This is a genomic window from Marinoscillum sp. (assembly GCF_965229915.1).
Classification (GTDB): Bacteria; Bacteroidota; Bacteroidia; order Cytophagales; family Cyclobacteriaceae; genus Marinoscillum.
Genome location: NZ_CBDDJZ010000001.1, coordinates 1,481,880 through 1,504,869, shown reverse-complemented (window position 1 = coordinate 1,504,869; position 22,990 = coordinate 1,481,880). Strand labels below are relative to the sequence as shown.

The 22,990-nt window shown below is 42.7% G+C and carries 19 protein-coding genes and 1 riboswitch; of the genes, 13 read left to right on the top strand and 6 right to left on the bottom strand.

The window, feature by feature from the left end:
- The first annotated feature begins 21 nt into the window (after positions 1–21).
- From ACO067_RS06505 to ACO067_RS06480, 6 genes are all read left to right on the top strand, one after another.
- A complete protein-coding gene (locus ACO067_RS06505) occupies positions 22–774 on the top strand; it encodes a tryptophan-rich sensory protein (protein WP_421872130.1) in 753 nt (250 codons plus the stop codon).
- A gap of 193 nt (positions 775–967) precedes the next feature.
- Positions 968–1,441 carry an OmpA family protein gene (locus tag ACO067_RS06500; protein WP_421872126.1) on the top strand — a complete coding sequence of 158 codons (474 nt, stop codon included), beginning with the start codon at positions 968–970 and terminating at the stop codon, positions 1,439–1,441.
- A gap of 160 nt (positions 1,442–1,601) precedes the next feature.
- A riboswitch (SAM riboswitch) is annotated at positions 1,602–1,712 on the top strand.
- Between the two features lie 321 nt (positions 1,713–2,033).
- Positions 2,034–4,151, top strand: coding sequence for a nitrite reductase (locus tag ACO067_RS06495; RefSeq protein WP_421872123.1), 2,118 nt, complete (start codon positions 2,034–2,036; stop codon positions 4,149–4,151).
- A gap of 2 nt (positions 4,152–4,153) precedes the next feature.
- A complete protein-coding gene (gene cobA / locus ACO067_RS06490) occupies positions 4,154–4,921 on the top strand; it encodes a uroporphyrinogen-III C-methyltransferase (protein ID WP_421872120.1) in 768 nt (255 codons plus the stop codon).
- A 2-nt stretch (positions 4,922–4,923) separates the two neighbouring features.
- The gene (locus ACO067_RS06485) at positions 4,924–5,538 is read left to right on the top strand and encodes a precorrin-2 dehydrogenase/sirohydrochlorin ferrochelatase family protein (protein WP_421872117.1); all 615 of its coding nucleotides are present in this window, start codon (positions 4,924–4,926) and stop codon (positions 5,536–5,538) included.
- Positions 5,519–6,178 carry a phosphoadenylyl-sulfate reductase gene (locus tag ACO067_RS06480; RefSeq protein WP_421872114.1) on the top strand — a complete coding sequence of 220 codons (660 nt, stop codon included), beginning with the start codon at positions 5,519–5,521 and terminating at the stop codon, positions 6,176–6,178. Before ACO067_RS06485 ends, ACO067_RS06480 begins: the two co-directional genes overlap by 20 nt.
- Before the next feature lie 175 nt (positions 6,179–6,353).
- Here the strand turns inward: ACO067_RS06480 and ACO067_RS06475 are convergent, their stop codons facing one another.
- Both ACO067_RS06475 and ACO067_RS06470 read right to left on the bottom strand, forming a co-directional pair.
- Positions 6,354–8,144 (bottom strand): cytochrome-c peroxidase, encoded by a 1,791-nt coding sequence (locus ACO067_RS06475; RefSeq protein ID WP_421872111.1) that lies wholly within the window; start codon positions 8,142–8,144, stop codon positions 6,354–6,356.
- 69 nt (positions 8,145–8,213) lie between these two features.
- Positions 8,214–10,016 carry a DUF7151 family protein gene (locus ACO067_RS06470; protein WP_421872108.1) on the bottom strand — a complete coding sequence of 601 codons (1,803 nt, stop codon included), beginning with the start codon at positions 10,014–10,016 and terminating at the stop codon, positions 8,214–8,216.
- A gap of 313 nt (positions 10,017–10,329) precedes the next feature.
- Between ACO067_RS06470 and ACO067_RS06465 the strand changes: the two genes are divergently transcribed.
- Positions 10,330–12,771: an ABC transporter permease gene (locus ACO067_RS06465; RefSeq protein ID WP_421872105.1), complete on the top strand. Its 2,442-nt coding sequence runs from the start codon at positions 10,330–10,332 to the stop codon at positions 12,769–12,771.
- Between the two features lie 53 nt (positions 12,772–12,824).
- Here ACO067_RS06465 and ACO067_RS06460 read toward each other — a convergent pair whose 3' ends face one another.
- From ACO067_RS06460 to ACO067_RS06450, 3 genes are all read right to left on the bottom strand, one after another.
- The gene (locus tag ACO067_RS06460; protein ID WP_421872102.1) at positions 12,825–13,046 is read right to left on the bottom strand and encodes a hypothetical protein; all 222 of its coding nucleotides are present in this window, start codon (positions 13,044–13,046) and stop codon (positions 12,825–12,827) included.
- A gap of 217 nt (positions 13,047–13,263) precedes the next feature.
- Positions 13,264–13,590, bottom strand: a complete 327-nt coding sequence (locus ACO067_RS06455; protein WP_421872100.1) for a HesB/IscA family protein — start codon at positions 13,588–13,590, stop codon at positions 13,264–13,266.
- A gap of 4 nt (positions 13,591–13,594) precedes the next feature.
- Positions 13,595–14,002 carry a hypothetical protein gene (locus tag ACO067_RS06450; protein ID WP_421872098.1) on the bottom strand — a complete coding sequence of 136 codons (408 nt, stop codon included), beginning with the start codon at positions 14,000–14,002 and terminating at the stop codon, positions 13,595–13,597.
- A 100-nt stretch (positions 14,003–14,102) separates the two neighbouring features.
- Here ACO067_RS06450 and mce point away from each other — a divergent pair, with 100 nt between their 5' ends.
- Both mce and thiL read left to right on the top strand, forming a co-directional pair.
- Entirely contained in the window at positions 14,103–14,510 is a 408-nt protein-coding gene (gene mce / locus ACO067_RS06445) for a methylmalonyl-CoA epimerase (protein ID WP_421872096.1), read from the top strand.
- A 6-nt stretch (positions 14,511–14,516) separates the two neighbouring features.
- The gene (thiL, locus tag ACO067_RS06440; protein ID WP_421872093.1) at positions 14,517–15,548 is read left to right on the top strand and encodes a thiamine-phosphate kinase; all 1,032 of its coding nucleotides are present in this window, start codon (positions 14,517–14,519) and stop codon (positions 15,546–15,548) included.
- A 62-nt stretch (positions 15,549–15,610) separates the two neighbouring features.
- Here the strand turns inward: thiL and ACO067_RS06435 are convergent, their stop codons facing one another.
- Positions 15,611–16,189 carry a YceI family protein gene (locus ACO067_RS06435; protein ID WP_421872091.1) on the bottom strand — a complete coding sequence of 193 codons (579 nt, stop codon included), beginning with the start codon at positions 16,187–16,189 and terminating at the stop codon, positions 15,611–15,613.
- Positions 16,190–16,343: 154 nt separating this feature from the next.
- Between ACO067_RS06435 and ACO067_RS06430 the strand changes: the two genes are divergently transcribed.
- The 4 genes from ACO067_RS06430 (at position 16,344) to ACO067_RS06415 (ending at position 22,895) form a co-directional block, all read left to right on the top strand.
- On the top strand, positions 16,344–16,916 hold the full coding sequence (locus ACO067_RS06430) for a DUF3109 family protein (protein ID WP_421872088.1): 573 nt from the start codon (positions 16,344–16,346) through the stop codon (positions 16,914–16,916).
- Between the two features lie 202 nt (positions 16,917–17,118).
- Positions 17,119–19,635, top strand: a complete 2,517-nt coding sequence (locus tag ACO067_RS06425) for a methyl-accepting chemotaxis protein (RefSeq protein WP_421872085.1) — start codon at positions 17,119–17,121, stop codon at positions 19,633–19,635.
- Positions 19,636–20,187 carry a chemotaxis protein CheW gene (locus ACO067_RS06420; protein ID WP_421872082.1) on the top strand — a complete coding sequence of 184 codons (552 nt, stop codon included), beginning with the start codon at positions 19,636–19,638 and terminating at the stop codon, positions 20,185–20,187. It begins immediately after the preceding gene.
- Positions 20,188–20,252: 65 nt separating this feature from the next.
- Positions 20,253–22,895 carry a methyl-accepting chemotaxis protein gene (locus tag ACO067_RS06415; protein ID WP_421872079.1) on the top strand — a complete coding sequence of 881 codons (2,643 nt, stop codon included), beginning with the start codon at positions 20,253–20,255 and terminating at the stop codon, positions 22,893–22,895.
- The last annotated feature ends 95 nt before the right edge of the window (positions 22,896–22,990 follow it).

Below are 22,990 nucleotides of genomic sequence, written 5' to 3'. Positions count from 1 at the left end.
AATTAACTGGTTGAAGGGGGTATGAGACAATATCAATACCCGATATTCAATTCGGTTGTTTTAGCGATTACGCTGGTGGTTAACTACTGGTCCAATACCGGCTTCTTTAATGACCGGACGATTGCCGATGTGAGTAGCAAGTACAATAATTTGCTTACTCCCGCTGGATATGCTTTTTCCATCTGGGGTATTATCTACCTCTCACTCATTGCTCTTGTTATCTATCAGTGGATAGTGGCTCGTAAACGTCCAGTGCCCGTGCAGAAAGTAGGGGCTTTACTCATAATCGCTAACTTCTTAAATAGCATATGGGTAGTTGTTTGGCTTTATGATTACCTGGCAGTCAGCGTGCTGGTGATGATAGGGCTGTTAGTGACCCTCACACGATTAAATACTCGACTAGCCCATTGGGATACACAAGTCAAATCCGACTTATTTTTAGTGCACTTTCCAATATCACTTTATCAGGGCTGGATTATTGTAGCGCTGGTGGCCAACTTCTCCGCTTTTTTTAAAAGCACCGGCTTTAATTTTCTGCTCACTCCAGAGCTATGGGCTATTTTGGTTTTGGTCATTGCTATGGCTGTGTACGTGTTCCAAACCAACCAACTCAATCAAGTGGTCTCTACATTGGTGGGCGTCTGGGGAATATCAGCTATTGGAGTAAAGCAACTGGGTGAGGCACAAGGGGTTTCTCTTACCGCCTTTATTGTTGCAGGTATTTTGCTTATCTACGTTTTAGTGACTCCACTTCGCAAATTACTCACCAATTAAATTGATTTTACCGGTACTTTAAGTCGTTTTTGCTAAGTGCATGACAATCAGTACGGTGTGACTGGATTGCAATATTACCTGTTTGTTAAATGGTAATATTAGAAGATTAATATATAACAATATAAAGAAATTGATGTTATCTTTATATTAGACGAAACACACCACAACTACTATGAACTACTCAAATCACTCGATGAAACAGCTATTATTTAGCTTTTTCATCCTTTGCTGTGTTAGTCTGTTTCCAGCGTATTCACACGGAGGGACAGACCCAGCTAAAGTCACACCAAAAACCAATAACATCAGCACCCGAATCATTCAATTCGAGGTGGACGCAAAAGCTCCCGATGCACCTACACAGGTAAAGGAGTTTATTGATGAACTAAAGGTACAGTTCGCCGATCAGCCACTGAATATTAAAATAGTCGGGCGTACATGTGACCTTGGACCCAAAGCTTACAATCACCAGCTCGCGACTCAGCGTGCCTACGAGGTTATGGAAATGATGATGAATAAGGGTTTGAATATTGATTATCTGGAAGTAGAGAGTCTTGGAGAGGAGCAGCCGCTCGTTCCTAATACCTCCGAGCAAAACAGAAGGAAGAATCGATCGGTGGCAATTCACGTACAGTCCGGGGCACTCACTGAATTTTTAGCCTCGCTTTAAGGATAAGCGATTTGCCTCTTATTATTTTGGTAATATTTGATTTTACTGCCTTTAATTTGGTTAAATCATAATTTTCAGAATTATTTTAGTTAAACATGGGTGATGGGTTTTGAAAGTTCAAAAATCCATCACACCTTTGTCTCATCAATTCAGAGTAATTGATTTATAAAGAAGCGTGGAGAGACAGGCTCTGAGAAGCGCTAGCAACCTAAAAGCAACATTCAAGGTGCTAAGTCCTGATTCGGGTGATATTGCCTGGAGAATATGAATTAATAAAGATGAAAAAACAAAACATTTTAAAGCTAGAAGACAAACACCACCTGATAGGTGCAGTATGTTGTTGTTGCTGTTGTAGATAAGTCTGACACTTTATCTATTTCATTTTTAAGCAATAAACAATTACTCAATGTCTACTAGACCAAATTTCCAAATTCTTATTACAACCATCTGCTGCGCATGCTGTATGTGCTGTGCATGTTGTATTTGTACCATTCAATCCCGGATACAGTTATAAGTAATAAAATATCAAAGAACTATAACAAACCCCGGGAGATTATTTCTGGGGTTTTTTTATGCCAAACCAACAACAATAATGAGCACTAAAACCATTTCTAAAGAAGCCAAATCAGACATTGAGGAGCTGAAGGATAAGATCCAAAGTTTTAAGCTGGGACAAATTCCTGAAGAGCGCTTCAAAGCCTTTCGATTGGCTAGAGGAGTTTACGGTCAGCGTCAGCAGGGTGTACAAATGTTTCGCTTGAAACTGCCATTTGGAAAGATTACTGCAGACCAACTGGAAACAGTGGCCAACCTCTCGGAGCAGTACACCAATGGTAACCTGCACCTCACCACCAGGCAAAACATACAGCTACACTATGTGAAACTAGATGACTCACCGGCCATATGGGAGGCGTTAGAGACGGTAGGGGTCACCTCTAAGGAGGCTTGTGGCAATACCGTGAGAAACGTAACTGCCTCGCCATTTGCAGGAATAGATCCTGAGGAGCCTTTTGATGTTTCGCCTTATGCTCAGGGTGTATTTGAATACTTTTTAAGAAATCCGGTTTGCCAGGAGATGGGTCGCAAGATCAAAATTGCATTCTCATCATCTCCAAGTGATTCGGCATTTACTTACATTCATGATTTTGGGTTTATTCCTAAGATCAAGGATGGAGCATTTGGGTTTGAAGTTATCGTTGGAGGAGGCTTGGGTGCTCAAGCTTTCATGGGTCAATTAGCCTATGAATTCCTGCCACAGGATGAGTTGATTCCGTTCATTGAAGCTGGTCTCCGGGTGTTTGATCGCTATGGTGAAAGAGAGCGCAGACACAAAGCTCGACTAAAGTTCTTGATTGATCCCAAAAAAGGTATTGGTTTGGATGGGTTCATGAAGCTGATCGAAGAGGAGCGCAAGTCCCTGCCATATCATACCTATAAAATCAACACGAAGAAAGTAATCACCCGGGTGCCGGAGGACAATTCTATTCTTACGGTAGAAGACATAGCTACTGATGAGAACTATGATACCTGGTTTAAAACCAACGTATTTGAACAAAAACAAGAAGGGTTTTTTGCTGTGAAGGTGCGCATTCCTCTTGGAGACATCAAGTCACCAGAGGCTAGAAAACTGGCAGACCTTGTCCGCTCGTATGCAGCTGATGACATCCGGTTTACTTTGAATCAGGGGCTGTTGCTGAAGTATGTGCGTCTGGAAAATATCCCGGCGATTTACGCAGGATTGAAGGAATTAGGCTTTGCTGCAGCTGGATTTGATACGCTGGCTGATGTAACTGCTTGCCCAGGTACTGATACCTGTAATTTGGGTGTGACGAATAGTACGGCTCTTGCATTGGAGTTGGAAAACCTGGTTCGTGATGAGTTTCCGCATTTGATTGATGAGGAATTGATTAAGATCAAAATCAGTGGTTGCATGAACTCCTGTGGGCAGCATATGGTGGCCAATATCGGTTTTCATGGTTCCAGTATCAAAAATGGAGACAAAGTAGCTCCGGCTATGCAAGTGGTGCTTGGCGGTGGTGTAGACCCGGACGGGCAAGGCAATATTGCAGAGAAGGTGATCAAAATCCCGACCAAACGGATTCCAGAAACGGTGCGAGAGATCCTGAATAACTATGAAGAAAACAGCTTTGATGGGGAGTACTTCAATGCCTACTTCAGACGTCAGGGCAAGCGATACTTCTATGATGTGCTCAAGCATCTTGGAGATGTGAAAACCCTCGCAGATAAAGACTATCAGGATTGGGGAAAGGTAGATGATTTTGTGCCGGAAATCGGCGTTGGTGAGTGTGCAGGAGTGATGCTGGATCTGGTAGGGACCATCATCAACGATGCTAATGATCGACTGACCAGTGGACAAAAAGCTCTGGAAGAGCAAAAATGGGCCAATGCCATCTACTATGCCTACAATACGTTAGTGATTGGTGCCAAGGCGATCTTGCTACACAAAGACATTCAGTGCAATACCCATGCAGGTATTATCGAGGATTTTCAAAATGAAGTGATCAACAAAGGAGAATTGTCAGCGATTGGTGATTTTGCCGAACTAGTCCTTCAGATTAACAAATATGAACCGACAGAAGATTTTGCCAAGTCCTACTTGGGTCAGGCAGAGGCCTTCTTTGCGGCTATCAACTCCCTACGAAATGGTGAGGCAGATAAATTAGTGATCAACGAATTTTACAAAGCTTAAGGATGTCTGGTTTTTCAAAAGTTACATTAGTTGGTGCAGGCCCTGGGGATCCAGAGCTAATCACGCTCAAGGGAGTAAAGGCACTTGAAAGTGCAGATGTGGTGCTCTACGATGCACTGGTGGATCCAGAGTTGTTGAAATATGCTCCAGAAGCGCTGCACATCCCGGTAGGCAAGCGTGCCGGCAAGTCATCCGTATCGCAAGACACTATCAATCACTTGATCGTGCAGTATGCTAAGGAAATGGGACACGTGGTTCGGTTGAAAGGTGGAGATTCTTTTGTATTTGGTCGGGGTTTTGAAGAGAAGACCTATGCGGAGAAGCACGGACTACAGGTAGATGTGGTACTGGGGATCAGCAGTATCATGCTGCCGGGCTATTTTGGAGTTCCATTGACGTGTCGGGGGATCAATCAGAGTTTTAGCGTGGTGACAGCTACTACCAAAGAAGGTAGCTTGAGTGAAGAGGTCTTGAATGCCGCTGCCTGGTCACCTACTACGCTTTATTTCATGGGTTTGGGTAAGCTTGAACTTATTGCAGATGCTTATACAGCCAATGGACGCGGTGACTTACCTGTAGCTATCATTAGTAAGGGCTCTCATGCTGACGGTGATGTGATCAAAGGAAAAGTCTCAGACATAGTGGCAATAGCTAAAGAAAAGAAACCTGCTGCTCCAGCGCTCTTGGTATTTGGTGAAGGTGCAGCATTAGCCACCAACGAACAGCAGCTCAACCAGTGGTGGGAAGCTGCCAAAACAGAAGTTGCTTGAATATGATACAATCAGACGGTAATGTACTTTTCCCTGTTTTCATCAAACTACACCAGGTACAAACGCTGGTGGTGGGAGGAGGTAACGTGGGCTTGGAAAAAGTGGAAGCATTGCTGAAAAATGATCCCAATGCCAGGATTACTGTGATTGCTCCAGAGATCAAGTCCGAATTGGTGGATTTATCCAATCAGGCTGAAAATATTCAATTGATTAATCGCAAGGTGCGGGGTAGAGACCTTAGAACAGCTGATATCTTGATACTGGCTACTGATAATTATGCTTTGCATGTTCGCTTGAAAAAGAAGGCAGAAAAACTAAGGCTGCTCACCAACGTGGCGGATACTCCGGATCTTTGCGATTTTTATTTAGGATCTACCGTCAAAAAAGGTGATTTAAAAATTGGTATTAGCACCAATGGTAAGTCGCCCACTTTTGCCAAGCGGTTCCGACAAATACTCGAAGAAGTATTGCCTGAGAATACCCAGGAGCTCCTGGATCAGCTCAAATCCATCAGAGATCGCTTGAAAGGAGACTTTGAATCCAAGGTGCAAAAGCTCAATGAAATCACTTCCGTACTTGTAGAAAAGAATGAGGATAATGAAACCACAGTTAAGTGAACTAAACGATAAGTACGAAAACCTCACTTATCTGGACCGTCTCAAAGCACTTTTCGAAGAGTTTGATCCGGAGAAGATTCTCGTCACCACATCTTTTGGTGGCAGCTCGGTCGTACTGTTGCACCTGATCAACAAGGTAGCACCCAGACACCCTATCCATTTGATAGACACTGGGTATTTGTTCAAAGAAACGCATCGCTACAAAGAACAACTCATTAGCCAATTCGACCTAAACATTGTGGATGTGAAGCCTAGAAGAAGCTCACATGAGTTTACCAATAAGTATCGAGTTTGGGAAGGTCATTCAGATTTCTGCTGCTTTATCAACAAGGTGGAGCCGATGAATGAGCTGAAGAAAGGAAAGGATATTTGGATCTCGGGCTTACTCCGATTTCAGAATGCCAATAGAGCCGACAAGAAGCTTTTTGAGCGATCAAATGAGCTATTGAAATTTCATCCAATCATCGACATGGGACCCGAAGATCTCAACTTGTACCGCACCATTTATGAGTTGCCAACTCATCCACTTCAGTACGAAGGCTATGGGTCCATAGGATGTGTGCATTGCACCAAAAAGGGAAAAGGAAGAGAGGGACGCTGGCAAGGTCAGGAAAAGAGTGAGTGCGGTTTGCATGTCTAGAATAAGAAAGGGCTGTCTCAAAAGCCTGAAATTGGTGTATTCTGAACCTGCCTGTCGGCAGACAGGTTTATTTCAGAATCTATGTAGTTGAATATCAATGCATTTTAGATCCTGACATTCCATGCGGAACCAGTTCAGGATGACTAGAGCACCGCTTTTGAGACAGCCCTTTCTTTTAATATTCGCCTTCATCAGTTAGGGTATGCATGAAAGCGATAATGGCATTGATTTCATTATTGGATAAGCTGAGGGAATCAAATGGAAGGGTTTGGTGTGGCACATCAAACCCAAGACCAGCTCCACCTCCCTGATTGTAAAAGTCCATCACTTGCTCTAGCGAATCATATACTCCATTATGCATGTAAGGTGCTGTGAGTGCAATGTTTCTGATGGTAGGGGTTTTGAACATGGATTTGTGTATCTCCTGTTCGAACACCCAGTAAAAGCCTAAGTCATCATCTAACTGCTCGTTTTCAGCTGTTTCAGGGACTCCCAGAATTTCTTTTTCTGTTTCATGAAATAAAGGAGGTACTGTACCATTGGTCAACGGCATGAAATGGCATGTGGAGCACAAGGCTTTACCCATGAATAAGTTCATTCCTAAAACTTCCTGAGATGTAAAATCATCCAGCTCTCCTCTCATGTTCTGATCAAATCGAGAGTCGAGTGAAGTAAGTGAGCCAGTGTAGGCCGCAAGCGCTTCTATTATTGCAGCTCGGTCGAATTCCTTTTGAGGATAGGCCAAATGAAAAACGGCCTGGTAAGATGAGTCTTTCAGTACTTCTGATGTTCTAAGCTTGTGAGCATCATTATTAAACTCAGATGGATTATCAAAGACGATGGTAATTTGCTGTTCAAGATTATCACTGCGACCGTCCCAGAAAAACTTCTGCTGGAAAACTGAATTGATCAAAGTGGGGGTGTTTCTCAGTAAATCCTTTCCATTTTTATCCTTTCCTACTGTCATTCCATCCTGAAAAGCTTGACCAGGTTGATGACATGAGCCACAGGATAGATTACCACTGGAGCTGAGAGCCTTGTCATAAAATAATCGCTTACCAAGATCTAACTTTTCTGAAGTGATATTGCCAGACCCTGCCGTGAGAAAGAAGTCTGCACAAAAGGAGTTTTTTTCAAAGAAAGTGGGAGCGTCAAGATTAATTGCAAGATTTTTTGGATTGGGGTAAAGGCCTGACGTTTTCCGGATTGCTACCCAGTCGGCAGTGAGTCTGTTGATGTGAGATCGGCCAAAGAAATATCTGTCAAATGTCTCGAATTCATGATTTTGTTTCAGATAAGTTATTGCTTCTTGTAAATCAGTGGTGAACTGTTGGTCTAAACTGATGTCGAGAAGTCGAATGGTATCTGCCAAAACAAGACGATACATCTGTTCGATATTCTCAAGGGAAGAGGCTGCTTCCTGAATGCCAATGAGACTAGTGGGTGTATCAAAACCTGTAATGCTAAGACTAAAAATACTCAATAGCTCTTGATGGATGGCCGGAAAAAAACGTCTTGAGTTAGGTGGAAATCGATTGATTAATTCAATCAGGTTAGTCAAATAGCCGATGGTAACATCGGTTTGGTATTTAAAGGTCGAGCTATCTATAGCATCGGCATAAACCTGATCGCCTATTGCCTGATAACCAACGGGTTCCAGTATTTTACCACTATCGTCTTTGTAAATAGGAAGTGGCGGGCCATTGATTTTATGAGTTGATTCTGCGTTGATAACCCGGCAGAAAGGTTCAGCCCTTTTATAGTATTTGCGGGCTGAGATAAAGTTGTTAATTAACTCCTGCGGTGTTTCGCTTGTCTGCAGTTTACGGGTATAGTAAATGGCCTCTGTTAGCTGTTGGGTTAGGTATTTCTGTAGTGACGTGTAATCTACTCTGGCCGGTGTCTGATTGTGCTGACACTGGATATTTAGTGCGGTCAGTACCGCAAGGATCAAGAGTTTTTTCATAACATGGAAAGAAATATAAAAGGCTCTCCCAAGCAGGGAGAGCCTTCATTAAATGTTAATGAGTTAGTATTATCTTGGTACGTTTCTTAAGATCACCAATTGAGATCCCTGATCATCTTCTCTGCTACCGTTGGCATTGCCATAGTTAAAATGCCCATCCACTCCTTCAAACATGGAGTTCACCCAGTAGTGCGGTTGCAGACAAAGAATGAAAGTGCCTTCTTCGCCAACTTTGTCAGAAATGTCAAACATGGCTCCAAACTCACCAGAGAAAGTTTCTCCCTCCGGATTTAAACCTTCATTAATATCTATCTGCAATAAAGCAGCAGCATTGTCGCCATTAAGGTCTGTCTGCCAGATATAAGCCTGATGGTTTCTGTCAAATGAGTTAGGGTCTTCCTGCCAGTAGATAAAGTTTTCTGTCACACAGATGTTGTCAGGGCTCTGGAGTAGACTGATGTTTCCGTCCATATTGTTGCTATCCGTGTTGCCACTAATGATCTGAGTCATTTTACCTTTGAGTGGATTGTTTTCATCAAGGACTAGTTTGTAACCAGTACCCCAATCATTAAATGTACCTCTGCCAGGTCCTCTGCCGGTCACAGCAAAGTAGACAATTCTATTGGCTGCTGCGGAGCCTTTTCCATAATCCAGGTCTTCCACTCTCATGAATTGGAAAGCGTTTGAGTCCAGACTTGCCTGTCCCATCTCAGCAAGCGTTAGGTCTGCCCCACCTTCTATTTCCACAAACTCAACTGCGTATTCAGTACCAAATGCAATGTCGCCTTCATCTGATGGGCCAGTGGCCCCTTCCATCCTTAATACATATACTTTACCATTAGTTAGGTCTGCATCTCCACTTTCGCTCATGTACATGGCTACTTGCCCATAGGCAGTTTCGTCATCTGAATCGTCATCACCACCTACTACTACAGTTTTACCAGGGTAGGCCACCTGTGGCAGTGGTACGTTATTCTCCCAGGCAAACTGTCCAAATGCAGCCAGGTGGTTTTGCTCAGTTGGGTTAGGCACATCCAATGGATCTATACCTCTTGAAGTATAATTGAAAGTTTCAGATGATGAAATAAATAAGTCACGATCTCCACCATGAATCGCCGCTTCCCACATTGTACCAGAGCACTGACGGGAAACATCAGATACGCCAGAGTTGAGCATGTAGTCACCTTTGATTGGTTTGAGGTCAGCATTTAAGGTAATTCGAGCTACTGAATAGTGGTCTTCACAGTTGACCATCAATTCATAATTTCCCGTAGTTGGGTTCAGAATCATGCCAGCTCCATCCGCAGATCCGCCCAAAATGAATTGCTCTCCATTTGAAGTAGGAAGCTCGTCTAGTGAGCTAATCAGAGGTGTCACCGTTACAGCGGAGAAATCTGGAAATACAGTAGCCAGAGCACCTAGTGTGGTTGATGAGACACCATTGCACAAGTAATCTGTTTGGGTAATTTCTGCTTCATCGAGGGTTCCGTTTTCATTTTCATCTAAACCTGCTTCGATCTTAAATCCACCAAACTGGCAGTTGTCTCCAGCGGGCTCTTCTGAGGTGTTAATCAGAAATGACAAACCACTGTCACCTGTATCGCCATTACATGCATAAGCTGTTCCAGTGATTTCGTCAGCATCCAAAGTACCATTGCCATTGGTGTCAATACCGACAGTAATTTTAAATCCGCCTTTTTCACAGTTGTCACCTGCAGGTTCGGTCGCTAAAGAGATGAGTGAAGAGGCGCCTTGTGTTCCTGTTTCTCCCTGAGGACCTTCAGGCCCCTCCGGACCTTCGCAGCTGAAAACCATAGCTCCTGTGATGACAAGAGCTGTCAATAATAAAGGTAGTTTTTTTCGTAGTTTCATAGTTTTTGTAGTCAAGTTTTACGAACTACGAAATAGCATTTTTACTATGTCTCGTTAATTAATGGATGCTTTCGGTTTGGTTAAAATTTTCACCCATTCTCCAGAAAATATTCATACAATTTTTACGGTTTTAATATTCCGCTAATGGCCGCTTAATGCCAATCGAATTTGAGCTGATCTAACTGGTTGATTAATAATTGATTCAATATTAAGCGTTGGTAATTTGATACTGATTGAAAGCTATAGGCCGTAATTAGAACCACTCATCAAAATCTCCTGAAACTTTCCCATCCAATTCCGTACTATTAGGATTATGATCAAAAACTACTTTAAAACGGCCGTTCGTAGCTTACTAAGGCATAAGTCATTTAGCATCATCAACATTCTTGGTCTCACAGGAGGCTTGACCTGTTCATTGCTCATTCTACTGTTTGTAGTAGATGAGTATAGCTACGATAAGTTCCATGATAAAAAGGATCGTATATATCGGATGGAATATTTCATCTCCAATTTTGACATAGCCCGGATACCACCGGTGATGGGTCCGGAGCTTAAAGAATACTTTTCTGAGACGGAAGCCGTAAGTCGTATGTTTTCCCGTAGTGTCAGCGTGCAGGTGGGTGACGGTGCATCTGCAGAGCGCTTCGAAGAGCCAAATGTGACTTTCGCCGATCCGGATTTGTTTCAGATATTTTCATTTGATCTGGTCGGCGGGGACATTTCAGGAGCGCTGAGCCAGCCATTTACGGTAGTGCTTAATTCAGAAATTGCCAGAAAATATTTTGGAGAGGCTAATCCAATAGGTCAGCAAATCCAGATGGAAGGAAATCATAGCTTCAAAGTAATTGCGGTAGTGAAGGATTTTCCATCCAACTCCCACGTGCACTTTAATATGCTGGTGCCATATGACAACATGTATGACCTGGAGCCAGCCACACTTGCTGAAGGCATTCGTCAGAATTTCAAGCAAAACTGGATGGTTTCGCATTCTCCAACTTATGTGTTATTGGAGAAAGGAGCTGATCCAGAAAACGTAAATACAAAACTGGTAGACTTTGTAAAAGAGAAAATACCACAACAGCAACAACGTGGACAGACTTACCAGCTTCAGCCATTACTGGACATTCATCTAAATGATGATGTGATGGCACAGTCAGAATCTCCTGGCAGCATCATGTTTATCTATATCTTCATCGCTGTGGGGGTGTTGACACTTGCGATAGCTTGTATCAACTATGTGAACCTGTCCACTGCCAGATCGCTACAACGAGCTAAGGAAATTGGTATGCGGAAGGTGCTGGGTGCCTGGAAGTCCAATTTGATTTTTCAGTTTTTGGGTGAGTCATTTGTCACTACATTTTTAGCAGCCTTTCTGGCATTTGGACTGACCACCATACTCATCCCACAGCTCAACGAACTGACCGGGAAAGAGCTTTCAGTAGAAGTGTTGTATCGTCCGATGATTATTGGTGGTTTTCTAGGGTTGACTGTTTTGGCAAGCCTGCTTGCAGGTCTTTACCCTGCATTCTTCGTTACGCGAGTATCACCAATTTACAGCGTTAAAGGGTTGGTTTCCAGTAACTCACAGGGAGGTCTGAGTTTCAGAAAAGGATTGATCGTCGTGCAGTTCGTGATATCTGTGGTCTTGATATCCAGTACACTTATTGTATTTGAGCAGCTGGATATGATGCGTAATCGTCCGTTGGGGTTTCAAAAAGAACACATCATCAATGTTCCGGTTCAGAGTCAAAACTTCAACAATGTATTCGGTGGAGTGGATGAGCAGAAACGTCAGAAGATGAACGCATTTGAGAACGAGCTTAAAAACCTTCCAGGAGTGGTTGGTAGCACTGTTTCTTCAACCGTGCCAGGGTTTGGCATGGTCAACCGCAATGTGATTCCAGAAGGCTACACACAGGAAGAGGCAGTCATTGCTCCGGTGTATTCTGTGGACTATGATTTTACAGAAGTTTATGATATCGAAGTAGTTGCTGGAAGGACTTTTTCAGAGGACTATGGGACAGATCATACCTCAGCCTTTTTGATCAATCGGTTTGCTGTAGATGAATTCAACTTTGGTTCACCAGAGGAGGCTTTAGGCAAGAGCATCAATATTGAAGGGAAGAAGGGTCAGGTAGTAGGTGTGGTGGAGGACTTCAATTTTCTATCCCTGTCACAGCCGATGAATCCTTTGATTATGGAGATTGCTGTTGGCCAGTTTTCAGTCTTCTCTATCAAGCTTGCAAACAAAAACATACCAGAAACATTGGAACAGCTGAGTGGGGTATGGAATGACTTCTTTCCTGAAGAAACCTTTGATTATAACTTCTTAGATGAGTCTTTGGATCAAAACTATGCAGATCAGGAGCGGCTGGGAAGAACTGTTGGTTACTTTGCCATTCTGGCTATTCTCATTTCATGTTTGGGTTCTTATGGTCTCATTATGTTCATTGCCACAGGTAAAATGAAAGAGGTTGGTATTCGCAAAGTACTGGGTGCTTCGGTAGGAGGTTTGGTGTTTTTGCTTTCTCGCCAGTTCCTGGTATTATCTGCAGTAGCCATGGTGATTGCCGTGCCACTGACCATTTGGGCTACGTCTGCCTGGTTGGAGGATTTTTCATATCGTATTGACCTGACACCCCTGAGCTTCGTGGTGGCAGGGGGTATTACCATCGTTTTGATGCTAGCTACTATTAGTTATCAAGCCATCAAAGCAGCATTGTCTAATCCTGTAAAATCCTTACGGACGGAATAAAAAAAGGCTCTGGGATTGCCAGAGCCTTTTTTATGGATCAATTTTTTAGAGACTCATGGAGCCTCAGATGTCACACTGTCTATAGCCATTTCCAGACTGTCAGAAGTAGCTGTCATGGCCGTATCCATTTCTGATACAACAGAGTCCATTGAATCAGAAACTGCATCTGTTGCTTCATCCACTACGTCAGCAGCCGACTCGTCAGCTGACTTGGTCTCACCTCCGCAAGCAAATAGGACGAGTGCTAGTACTGAAATAAAAATTTTCGTTTTCATGATAAACTGGTTAAAATGTTAGGAATATGACATCAATTTAACGAGAATATTAGATATTTCCTAAATCAGGTAAAAAAGGGAGGTTCTTTAATCGCCTTACATGAAGCAATGACTACTTGGTGTGTTCTAAACTAACGTTTGGTAGTGCTGGTGAAAATCAAAAAAAAAGCTCACAATGCGGTTGTGAGCTTTCAAATTTCTCTGTTATACTCAGACTTTAAATAGCGAAACTTTCACCACATCCGCAAGTTCGTGTTGCATTTGGGTTAATGAATTGAAAACCTTTGCCATTCAGTCCATCTGAGAAATCCAGGGTGGTGCCAAGTAAGTAGAGCATACTTTTCTTATCCACTATTACTTTTACTCCCTTGTCTTCGAAGATTTCATCAGATTCAGTGAGTTGATCATCAAACAGCAAGTCGTACATCAACCCAGAGCAACCCCCACCTTTCACAGCTACTCTCACGTTGTGCTGCGGTGAGTGACCTTCCTCAGATCTTAACTCCGCGATTCTTTCTTTGGCTTTATCTGTAACATTAATCATAATCTTATGCTATTGGGTTTAATACCACGCTAAACACTGTCAGGTTATTCATATCCCTGCCATAGTACAGCTTATCCAGTGCATCATAAATATTCTTAGCACGAAAATAAGAGGTTTGAAGCTCGGCCATTCCTTTGGTTGTCCATTGGATGGTGTAGGAGCTTTCTTTCTCCTTATGTGTTTTCACATAGTCCAACATTTTATTAAGAGCATCAGTCTTGTCAAAACCGGTTATGGTTTTGAAAAGAAATGACTGATTGTGACGTGGATTGATTGTGATCAGGTCCAGTTTTACTTTCCCGTCAGTGCTGGCATATTCAAAAACTAAATCACTGCTTTTCAATCCAAGAAAATTCTTGATTTCATTTTGAATCCTGGCAGCCTCCACATGGACATCCGTCCTATACTCCATAAAATGTTGAGTTTACTTAAAAATACAACAACTCAGGAAACCTTTCAAATCCTCTAAAAGTTTCCTCATTTTTGCGAAATTAATACATAATCGACACATCATGGTCAGAATCGAGCATATAGGTATTGCCGTCAAAGATTTGGAGAAGGCTAATGAATTATTCGCCAAGCTTTTTGGGCAACCTCAATACAAAGAAGAAGCTGTACAAAGTGAACATGTCACCACATCTTTCTTTCAAGTAGGACCCAATAAAATAGAGTTATTAGAGGCAACCTCGGATGAAAGCGCCATTGCAAAATACCTGGAAAAGAAAAGTGAAGGCATCCATCACATTGCTTTTGAAGTGGATGATATTGAAGCCGAGATGAAACGGTTAGCAGGAGAGGGGTTTCAATTGCTCAATGAAAAGCCCAAAGCAGGAGCCGACAATAAACTCGTCTGCTTTTTGCATCCAAAAACAACTAACGGTGTGTTGGTAGAGCTATGCCAGGAGATCAAGTCAAAATAAACGAATATGAGTGACGAGAAGAGAACAGAGGTAAGTGAGTTAGGTGAATTTGGTCTTATAGATCATCTGAGCAAAGATGTGAGGTTTTACAATGCCTCTACCATCAAAGGAATAGGCGATGATGCTGCTGTAATGAAAGTGGGCGACGAACTAATCGTTACGTCAACTGATATGCTGGTGGAGGGTATCCACTTTGATTTGAGCTATATACCGTTGCAGCATCTCGGGTATAAAGCCATAGCCGTCAATGTGTCTGATATTGCCGCGATGAACGCCACACCGAAGCAGGTAACTGTGAGTCTGGCTCTGAGCAATCGGTTTTCTGTGGAGGCACTGGAGGTATTGTATGAAGGCATTAGAATGGCCTGTGAAGCCTATAAGGTGGATTTTGTGGGTGGTGATACTACCGCATCCAGGAGTGGGTTGATGATTTCCGTGACTGCTATTGGCACCACCACTGAAGAAAAAATCACCTACAGGTCCGGTGCTCAGGAAAATGACATTCTATGTGTCACAGGAGACCTGGGAGGAGCCTATGTTGGGCTACAGGTATTAGAAAGAGAGAAACAAGAATTTCTGGGAAATCCAGAGATGCAGCCTAAACTAGATAAATATCCCTATGTGGTAGGCAGGCAATTAAAACCTGATGCCAAAATGAACATCATTTATGAACTGGCAGATTTGGGGGTAGTTCCTACATCTATGATTGATGTGTCAGATGGCTTGGCTTCTGAGATTTTTCACCTTTGCAAGCACTCTGAACTAGGAGTGGCAGTCTATGAGGATAAGCTGCCAATAGACAAGGAAACCTATGAGACTGCAGCGGAGTTTTCCATAGACCCTAATACCTGTGCACTAAACGGTGGTGAGGATTATGAGCTGTTGTTTACACTGAAGCAGGAAGACTTTGAGAAAATCAAAAATCATGCAGATATCCATACCATTGGCTACATGCATCAGGCCCAGAATGGCAGAGTGATGGTGACCAGAAGTGGCAACACCATACCATTGCAGGCGCAAGGATGGAAACATTTTTAAAAAAGAAGGCCGATCACTAAAAAGCGATCGGCCTTACCGACTAACCTAACTTGATTTTTAACTTATTTCTTGCTTACAAGTTTTATTTTCAGGTCAAAATTATCGTAGATGGTTTTGTCTCCAAGGTTATCAAAGAAACTACCAGAGCCATACTTTACATTGTATTTTGATCGGTCGATGGTTACAGTGGCAGAGCCAATTACCTGATCACCTGCTACTACGATCTCCGCTGGAAACTCCACTGGGTTGGTCACTCCTTTGATAGTCATGTCACCTTTTACCAAATACTTATTGCCACCTTGTTTTTTAGCACTTGTCATTTTAAACTCAGCGTTTGGATAAGTCTCCACACCAAAGAAATCATCAGATTTTAGGTGCCCTACTAATTTGTCTTTCCATTCGCCTTCCAGGTCAGAGTTGTCAATAGTGGTCATGTCCACTACGAAACTTCCGCCTGTGAGCTTGTTGTCAGTGAAGCTGAATTCTCCACTTTTCATTTCTACTGTACCATTGTGCTTTCCTGTCACTTTCTCAGCATACCATTCTACGGTGCTTGATTCTGTGTCTACAACATACGCAGCCTTCGTTCCTTCTCCTGAAGAAAACATGACTGAAATTGAGAGTAATAGTGATTGTAACATAGTCTTTTGTATTTATTCAAATTCGGTCATACATGTATGTACATATATGTTTGTACAAGGTTAACGCTTTTTGAACTAAAGGGTTTTAAATTTTGAGAAAAAATTCTATTGTTATTCAGGTACCTTTGCGGGGAGTTAATAAAAGTTTAGGAGAATGATACAGCTAGAGAACACATTGGTGTCCAGCGAGGTGAAGGAGCGTTTTTTTGTTTGTGATTTGGACAAGTGCAAAGGGGCATGCTGTGTGGAAGGGGATCTGGGGGCGCCTCTGGAGAAAGAGGAGTTGCCGATGCTTGAGGAGGCGGTAGAGGCTGTTAAGCCATATTTATCCAAAGAGGCAATTGAGGCCTTGGAGAAGAATGGTCCTTATTTATTGGATGAGGAAGGTGATTTTAGTACGACTACCATCGATAACAAAGAATGTGCTTTTGCTTTTTATGATCAAAAAGGAATACTGAAATGTGGCATTGAGCAGGCCTGGAAAGATGGAAAGACTGATTTTCAAAAACCCATATCGTGTCATTTGTATCCAATTCGGGTGGCTAAACTGCATGACTTTCTAGCGCTCAACTATGATCGGTGGGAGATTTGCTCTCCAGCATGTGATCTGGGAGCCCAGCTATCTGTACCGATTTACAAGTTCTTAAAAGATGCTTTAATCAGGAGATTTGGGGAGCAGTGGTATTCGCAGCTTTGCGAGATCATCGAGAGTGATGGTCAGGACTAGAAGGTCCGGTCATTTACTTTTTTTTCTTCTGTATCATTTCAGCATAAGCCGGATTTCAGATTAACTGGTCACAGCCCTACTCAGTAGATTATTATCCCCGATAGATCGAAATAAGCTGGGTTTATAACTGAAATGATGTTACTTAGGGTAAACAATCGTTAGCTCAAAGAAGATTTATTGTAAATCTTATAAAGCGTTGAACATGAACACCAACTTGACCATTAGACAAAAGATGATGCTGCTGATCGTAGGCATGACAGTACTCATTTATGTCATTTCACTCGGTTATATAAGCCTCCAGCTTAGATCCAATGCGATCAAAGAAGCTAAAAAATTAGCCGATTCTTATGCCGTCCAAAAGGCCAATGAAATCAAATCGATCCTGGATGAAGACATGGCTGTGGCTCGCACCATGAAGAATGCCATAGAGACTATGACCACACTGGATCGTCCAATGCGGGATAGTCTTAGAAGAAAGCTGCTCACCAACGTAATCAAAGACTACTCCAAATATGACGCTACCTGGATGAGTTGGCAGCTCTGGGCTATCCAGGAAGGATACACCAAAGAGTATGGTCGTGAGCGATTCAATACGTACATAAGAGATGGTCAGGTGAGGTCCTCCAGCGAACTGGCCAATATGGATGGAGACCCTACATCAGGTATTTATTGGTTTTTAAAGAATTACCGTGACCATAGCGAAAAGCTTTCTGAGCCTTATTGGTATTCTGATTATGATTATGAATCAGGTTCTACGGATTCACTACTCGGCATCTCACCTACGGTGACCATAGAGCTGGATGGTCGTTTTGCCGGAATTATTGGTACGGACATGACCGTAGACGATTTTAAAGACATTGCCAAAGTTGATTTCTACGAATCTGGTTTTGCCTTTTTGTTATCCAATGAGGGAGTCATCATTTCTCATAAAAACAATAATCTGTTTAGCCAGTCCATGGATACATTAAGTATCGTCAAAAAGAGTCCATACAATGTTCGAGAGAAAATAAAGAATGGAGAATCGTTTGCTTATACGGTGTATGATGATGATATGGGTGAAGATGTCTATGTATCTTTTGCATCCATTCCGGTAGGGAGGTCAAGTTTTCCCTGGTCTACTGGTTTTGTTGTTCCTGTATCAGAAATCACTGCTGAATTCAATTCTACCTTTTTTGTCACAGTTATCGTAGGCCTGATAGGTTTGGCATTATTGATTGGTGTGACCTTTTGGATATCATCCGGAATGGCTCATTCATTAGAGAAGGCCAGTTACTTGCTCACCAAACTTGCAGAAGGGGACCTATCCGATGAGAACAGATTGAAGATAGAGTCGAAAGATGAGTTGGGTACTCTGGCTAAATCTGCCAATCAACTAATGGATGATTTGACCAAAAAGGCCAATTTTTCGCATGAAATAGGTAAAGGAAACTTAGAGACTGATTTTGAAATTTCGGGTCAGAATGATATGTTGGGCTATTCGTTGATCCGCATGAGAGAGAATCTGCAGCGAGTGAGCCGTGAGACCAAATCAGTCATCCAAAAGGCTGGAGAGGATGGTGAAATCATGAGCGCCAGGATGGAAGGTGAATGGGAAGAAGGAGCTTGGAAGGATCTGAGTGAATCGATCAACAATCTTTTGGATACCGTCTCCACCCCATTCAGAAAGATTAATGATATGGTCAATGCCATGTCAGATGGTGATTTGACCGTGAGATATGATGAGATGGCACGAGGTGATGTAGAGACCATGGCTAATAGTTTCAACAAAGCACTTGACAATATTAATGAGCTCATTGAGAGTATATCTGGAGTGGCGTCAATCGTGGCTGAGTCCTCACAGGAAATGCTCGCTGTGAGTGAAGAAATGACCATCAATACACGTGAGATTGCTTCGTCTATTTCTGAGATGTCCAATGGAGCGCAAAATCAGGTGGTAAAAGTTGATGAGTCTTCATCACTCGTAGAAGGCATACTGAGATCATCCAACGAGATGGGTGATCAATCGGACAGCATCAATGCCTCAGCACAGGCGGGAGTTGATAACAGTGAAAAAGGACTCACTTTGGTGAAGAAGGTAGGATTCAGCATGCGGGATATTGCAGCATTCTCCTCTGACACCTTTGACAGCATTCAGGTCTTGACCAGACGATCCAATGAGATTTCCAAGGTGTTGGGAGTCATCACAGAGATCGCTTCACAAACCAACCTTCTAGCACTCAATGCCGCCATAGAAGCTGCTCAGGCTGGGGAAGCAGGTAGAGGTTTTGCGGTTGTTGCTGAGGAGATTAGAAAACTAGCCGAAGATAGTAAAAAGTCTGCTCGAGAGATCGAGCAGCTAGTGAGTGATGTGCAAAATGACGTGAGCACTGCAGCCACTGCAATTGATATGATGAAAAACAGTGTGAAAAGCGGAGAAGAGGCAACCAACCTCACATCAGAAGCTTTCACAGAAATCACTCAATCATCATCCAAAACACTTTTGATGACTGAGGAAATCAGAAAACGTGTCCAACAACAAATTGACTCCATTAAAAACGTGGTGACCATCACTGAGTCTGTGGTAGTTATAGCTGAAGAGACAGCAGCTGGAACGGAACAAATCGCAAGTTCTGCAACCGAGCTTTCTGCAGGTATGGACAATTACGTAGAACGTTCGCAGAGTCTGTCAGAAGTAGCAAATGAATTGACAGATAGATTGAGCAAGTTTAGATTGAAATAAATGGCAACTGGAAACAATATAAAAACCAAGGAGGCTTCTACATCTGCTGCAGGCAGTTGGGTGGAACGAGCCGAACTAAGCACCATCAATCAGGAGATCAGCGAAAAAAAGGAGATAGCTGATCGTGAAGTACTTGTGGTCTTCCCAATGGGTAAGGAAAAGTATGCGATTTCTATCGAAAAGGTAAAAGAGGTGGTCAAGCTTCCACCCATAGCTCCTGTGCCGCAATCTGAGGATTATATCCTTGGTGTTGGTAATATTAGGGGTAATGTCATTGCTGTAACTGATCTGGCCAGGAAGCTCAACCCGGATATAGCATCTGAAGTGGATTTGGATACCGCTTATGTAGTGGTGATCAAAGATCCACAGGTACATGCGGGTATGATAGTGAGTCAGGTTCCGGACACCATTGTAGTGGAAAAAAATCAAATAAATACATCGGCCAGTGTAGTGAAAAATCTTTCGGCCGATGATCAGTTTATTAAAGGAATTGTCAAAGTAGACGGAGATATGATCATCTTAATAGATATATTAGAGATGATAGATAATTAGCAACCACAGCTGTGCCAAATCAACACCCCCTATTTGATGATTTGGCATTAAACACAACTTAACGTATGAATGATCGATTATTGAGCACTGAGGTGATGGAGATACTCAAAATCACCCTATATGTGCTAATTATAACAGCAGTCAGTCTTTATGTAATTTATAGAAACTTCAAGGGGTCATTTCTTTTTTATGTATGTCTCACCTTTGTAGTCATATCCGCAGAACTCTCGGTAATTTCCTTTGCCGCAGGTAAGTTTGGCTTTGAGTATTTTCTATACGCCTCACCGCTCATCGTATTGCAGTTTTTTCTAGGAATGCGCTATGTGTTCAGGCACATACATCATCCGCTCTATCGAATGATCAAGCGGATCAACCTGATGGCATCTGGTGACACACGAGTCTCTTTTGAAGAGCTAAAAACAATGCATCGCCATGATGAGATTGGCAATATTACCAGGGCACTGATATCTCATATCGATTTTCTCAAAAGCACAACACTTCTTGCCGAAGAAATCAAGAGAGGAAATCTGGAGTATGAATTTGAAGCAAAGGGTGATCATGATGTACTGGGTCAGACGCTAGTGGATATGAAAGACAACCTGCATCAAATTATTGGAGAGACCAATGATGTGGTGAAATTGGCTAGTGAAGAAGGTGACCTCAGAGCCAGAGTAGATAGTGAAGGAAAAAATGGAGTGTGGGAGCAGCTTAGTCTATCCATCAATAAGTTACTCGAAACAGTAGCCGTGCCATTCTTCTCTATTAATAAGATAGTAAGTGCCATGGCTGCTGGAGATCTAACGCTTAGATACACCGACCGGGCATCTGGTGATATCAAGCAAATGACGGATAACTTGAATCTGGCATTGGATAATCTGGATTCACTTCTAAACACCATCGCCAAAAATGTAGATTTAATTGATAGCTCCTCATCTGAAATGCAAGTCACAGGGGAGGAGATGACCACCAATACCAGTGAGATCGCTTCATCTATTAGTCAAATGAGTCATGGAGCTCAGAGTCAGTTATCCAAGGTAGATGAGTCCTCTAGTCTGGTAGAGCAAATCCTGAAGGCTTCCAAAGACATGGTAGAGAAGTCTGAATCAATTAACGGAGCTGCAAAAAGAGGCGCCGAAGTAAGTGAGAAAGGAATTGGCATAGTGGATGAGATGGTCAAAAACATGCGGGAAATTTCGGACTACTCCGAAAAGACCAATGATTCTATGAATGTACTGACGGATCAGTCCAAGGAGATTGCCAGAGTGCTGGGAGTAATAACGGAGATTGCTTCTCAAACGAACCTTTTGGCTCTAAATGCTGCAATAGAGGCCGCCCAGGCTGGAGAGGCAGGCAGAGGGTTTGCCGTAGTGGCAGAAGAAATCCGCAAGTTGGCGGAAGACTCTAGAAAGTCAGCCAAAGAAATTGAAGCGTTGGTAATGGATGTACAGGCAGACACCCTGGAGGCTGCGACCGTGATCGACCACATGAGAGGTATTGTCAAAAATGGAGAAACCACCTCCCAGCAAGCCTCTGAGTCTTTCCGAGAGATCTTTGAGTCATCCAACATCACTCTTCACCACTCTGAGGACATATTGCAAGGTGCTAATTCGCAGATTGACAGCATCAACAATGTGGTCTCTATTACCGAGAGTATTGTGGTAATAGCCGAGCAAACAGCTGCTGGTACTGAGGAGGTGGCAAGTTCGGCCACCGAGTTGTCCTCCGGAATGACCAGTTTCAGTGAAAAGACTACTTACCTGGCACAGGTAGCGGAGGAGTTTAAGGAAGGTATTTCCATGATGAAGCTCACCGGGCAAAATGTCGAGAATAGCGCTTTGTATAACATGCGCGAGAAATTTGAAAGGGAGAAAGCCTTGTTGGATGCGCTTTTAGATAACATACCGGACCTCATTTATTTCAAAGATCTGGAAAGCAAGTTTACCCGTGTCAGTCAATCATTAATAAAGCTACATAAGATGGACTCTGTAGATCATGTGCTAGGCAAGACGGATTTTGATTTCTTTGGAGCTCATGCACAGAAGGCTTTCAATGATGAACAGGAAATCATTAAAACAGGAAATCCTCTGTTGAACGTTATTGAAGAGGAAGATAGAAATGATGGAAGTAGTGGGTTTGTTTCTACCACCAAAATGCCGCTCAGAGACGTGAATGGTGAGATCATTGGTACGTTTGGAATCAGTCGGGATATCACCGATCTAAAAATGGCCGAGCAGCAGTCAAATAAACGTGCAGATCAGTTGAAAGAACAGCAAGGTTTGATTGCCAAGCAAAATCAAATGTTCCTGAAAATTATCGACCACATGGAGGAGCGCGTTGAGGTCAAAGATGCAACAGGTCATTTTTACCTAATCAATGAAAAAGGAGCACAGAGCTATGGTGATCCGGTCAATGAAGTGCTGGGCAAAACACTCGATCATTTCTTTGACGATGATCAGGCAACTCAGTACTGGACAGTTGAAAAACAGCTCATTCAAGAGCGGAAAACGTCGGTTACCTTAGAACGTGTCGAACTTAACGGGAAGAGCACCTATTGGTTTATTCGCAAACTTCCAATATTCATCCCTGAATTTGATAGTTATGGCCTATTAGGCGTACATCGTCAGGTTTCTGAAGAGTTTATCAAGGCAGATAACCGAGTGAAGGAATTAAAGAAAGAATATCCAGAATTAAGGGTATTGATCGATTGATTTTGGAATCTTAGGGCTTCAAAATCTCACTCATCGTCAGTTTCTTCTCATTCAGCGTTTTCATTAGGGAGTATTGGTTAATGATTCTTATTCTT

Coding starts and splice junctions, on each gene's coding strand:
- ACO067_RS06505 (WP_421872130.1), top strand. CDS start 22: ATGAGACAATATCAATACCCGATATTCAATTCGGTTGTTTTAGCGATT.
- ACO067_RS06500 (WP_421872126.1), top strand. CDS start 968: ATGAAACAGCTATTATTTAGCTTTTTCATCCTTTGCTGTGTTAGTCTG.
- ACO067_RS06495 (WP_421872123.1), top strand. CDS start 2,034: ATGAGCACTAAAACCATTTCTAAAGAAGCCAAATCAGACATTGAGGAG.
- cobA (WP_421872120.1), top strand. CDS start 4,154: ATGTCTGGTTTTTCAAAAGTTACATTAGTTGGTGCAGGCCCTGGGGAT.
- ACO067_RS06485 (WP_421872117.1), top strand. CDS start 4,924: ATGATACAATCAGACGGTAATGTACTTTTCCCTGTTTTCATCAAACTA.
- ACO067_RS06480 (WP_421872114.1), top strand. CDS start 5,519: ATGAAACCACAGTTAAGTGAACTAAACGATAAGTACGAAAACCTCACT.
- ACO067_RS06475 (WP_421872111.1), bottom strand. CDS start 8,144: ATGAAAAAACTCTTGATCCTTGCGGTACTGACCGCACTAAATATCCAG.
- ACO067_RS06470 (WP_421872108.1), bottom strand. CDS start 10,016: ATGAAACTACGAAAAAAACTACCTTTATTATTGACAGCTCTTGTCATC.
- ACO067_RS06465 (WP_421872105.1), top strand. CDS start 10,330: ATGATCAAAAACTACTTTAAAACGGCCGTTCGTAGCTTACTAAGGCAT.
- ACO067_RS06460 (WP_421872102.1), bottom strand. CDS start 13,046: ATGAAAACGAAAATTTTTATTTCAGTACTAGCACTCGTCCTATTTGCT.
- ACO067_RS06455 (WP_421872100.1), bottom strand. CDS start 13,590: ATGATTAATGTTACAGATAAAGCCAAAGAAAGAATCGCGGAGTTAAGA.
- ACO067_RS06450 (WP_421872098.1), bottom strand. CDS start 14,002: ATGGAGTATAGGACGGATGTCCATGTGGAGGCTGCCAGGATTCAAAAT.
- mce (WP_421872096.1), top strand. CDS start 14,103: ATGGTCAGAATCGAGCATATAGGTATTGCCGTCAAAGATTTGGAGAAG.
- thiL (WP_421872093.1), top strand. CDS start 14,517: ATGAGTGACGAGAAGAGAACAGAGGTAAGTGAGTTAGGTGAATTTGGT.
- ACO067_RS06435 (WP_421872091.1), bottom strand. CDS start 16,189: ATGTTACAATCACTATTACTCTCAATTTCAGTCATGTTTTCTTCAGGA.
- ACO067_RS06430 (WP_421872088.1), top strand. CDS start 16,344: ATGATACAGCTAGAGAACACATTGGTGTCCAGCGAGGTGAAGGAGCGT.
- ACO067_RS06425 (WP_421872085.1), top strand. CDS start 17,119: ATGAACACCAACTTGACCATTAGACAAAAGATGATGCTGCTGATCGTA.
- ACO067_RS06420 (WP_421872082.1), top strand. CDS start 19,636: ATGGCAACTGGAAACAATATAAAAACCAAGGAGGCTTCTACATCTGCT.
- ACO067_RS06415 (WP_421872079.1), top strand. CDS start 20,253: ATGAATGATCGATTATTGAGCACTGAGGTGATGGAGATACTCAAAATC.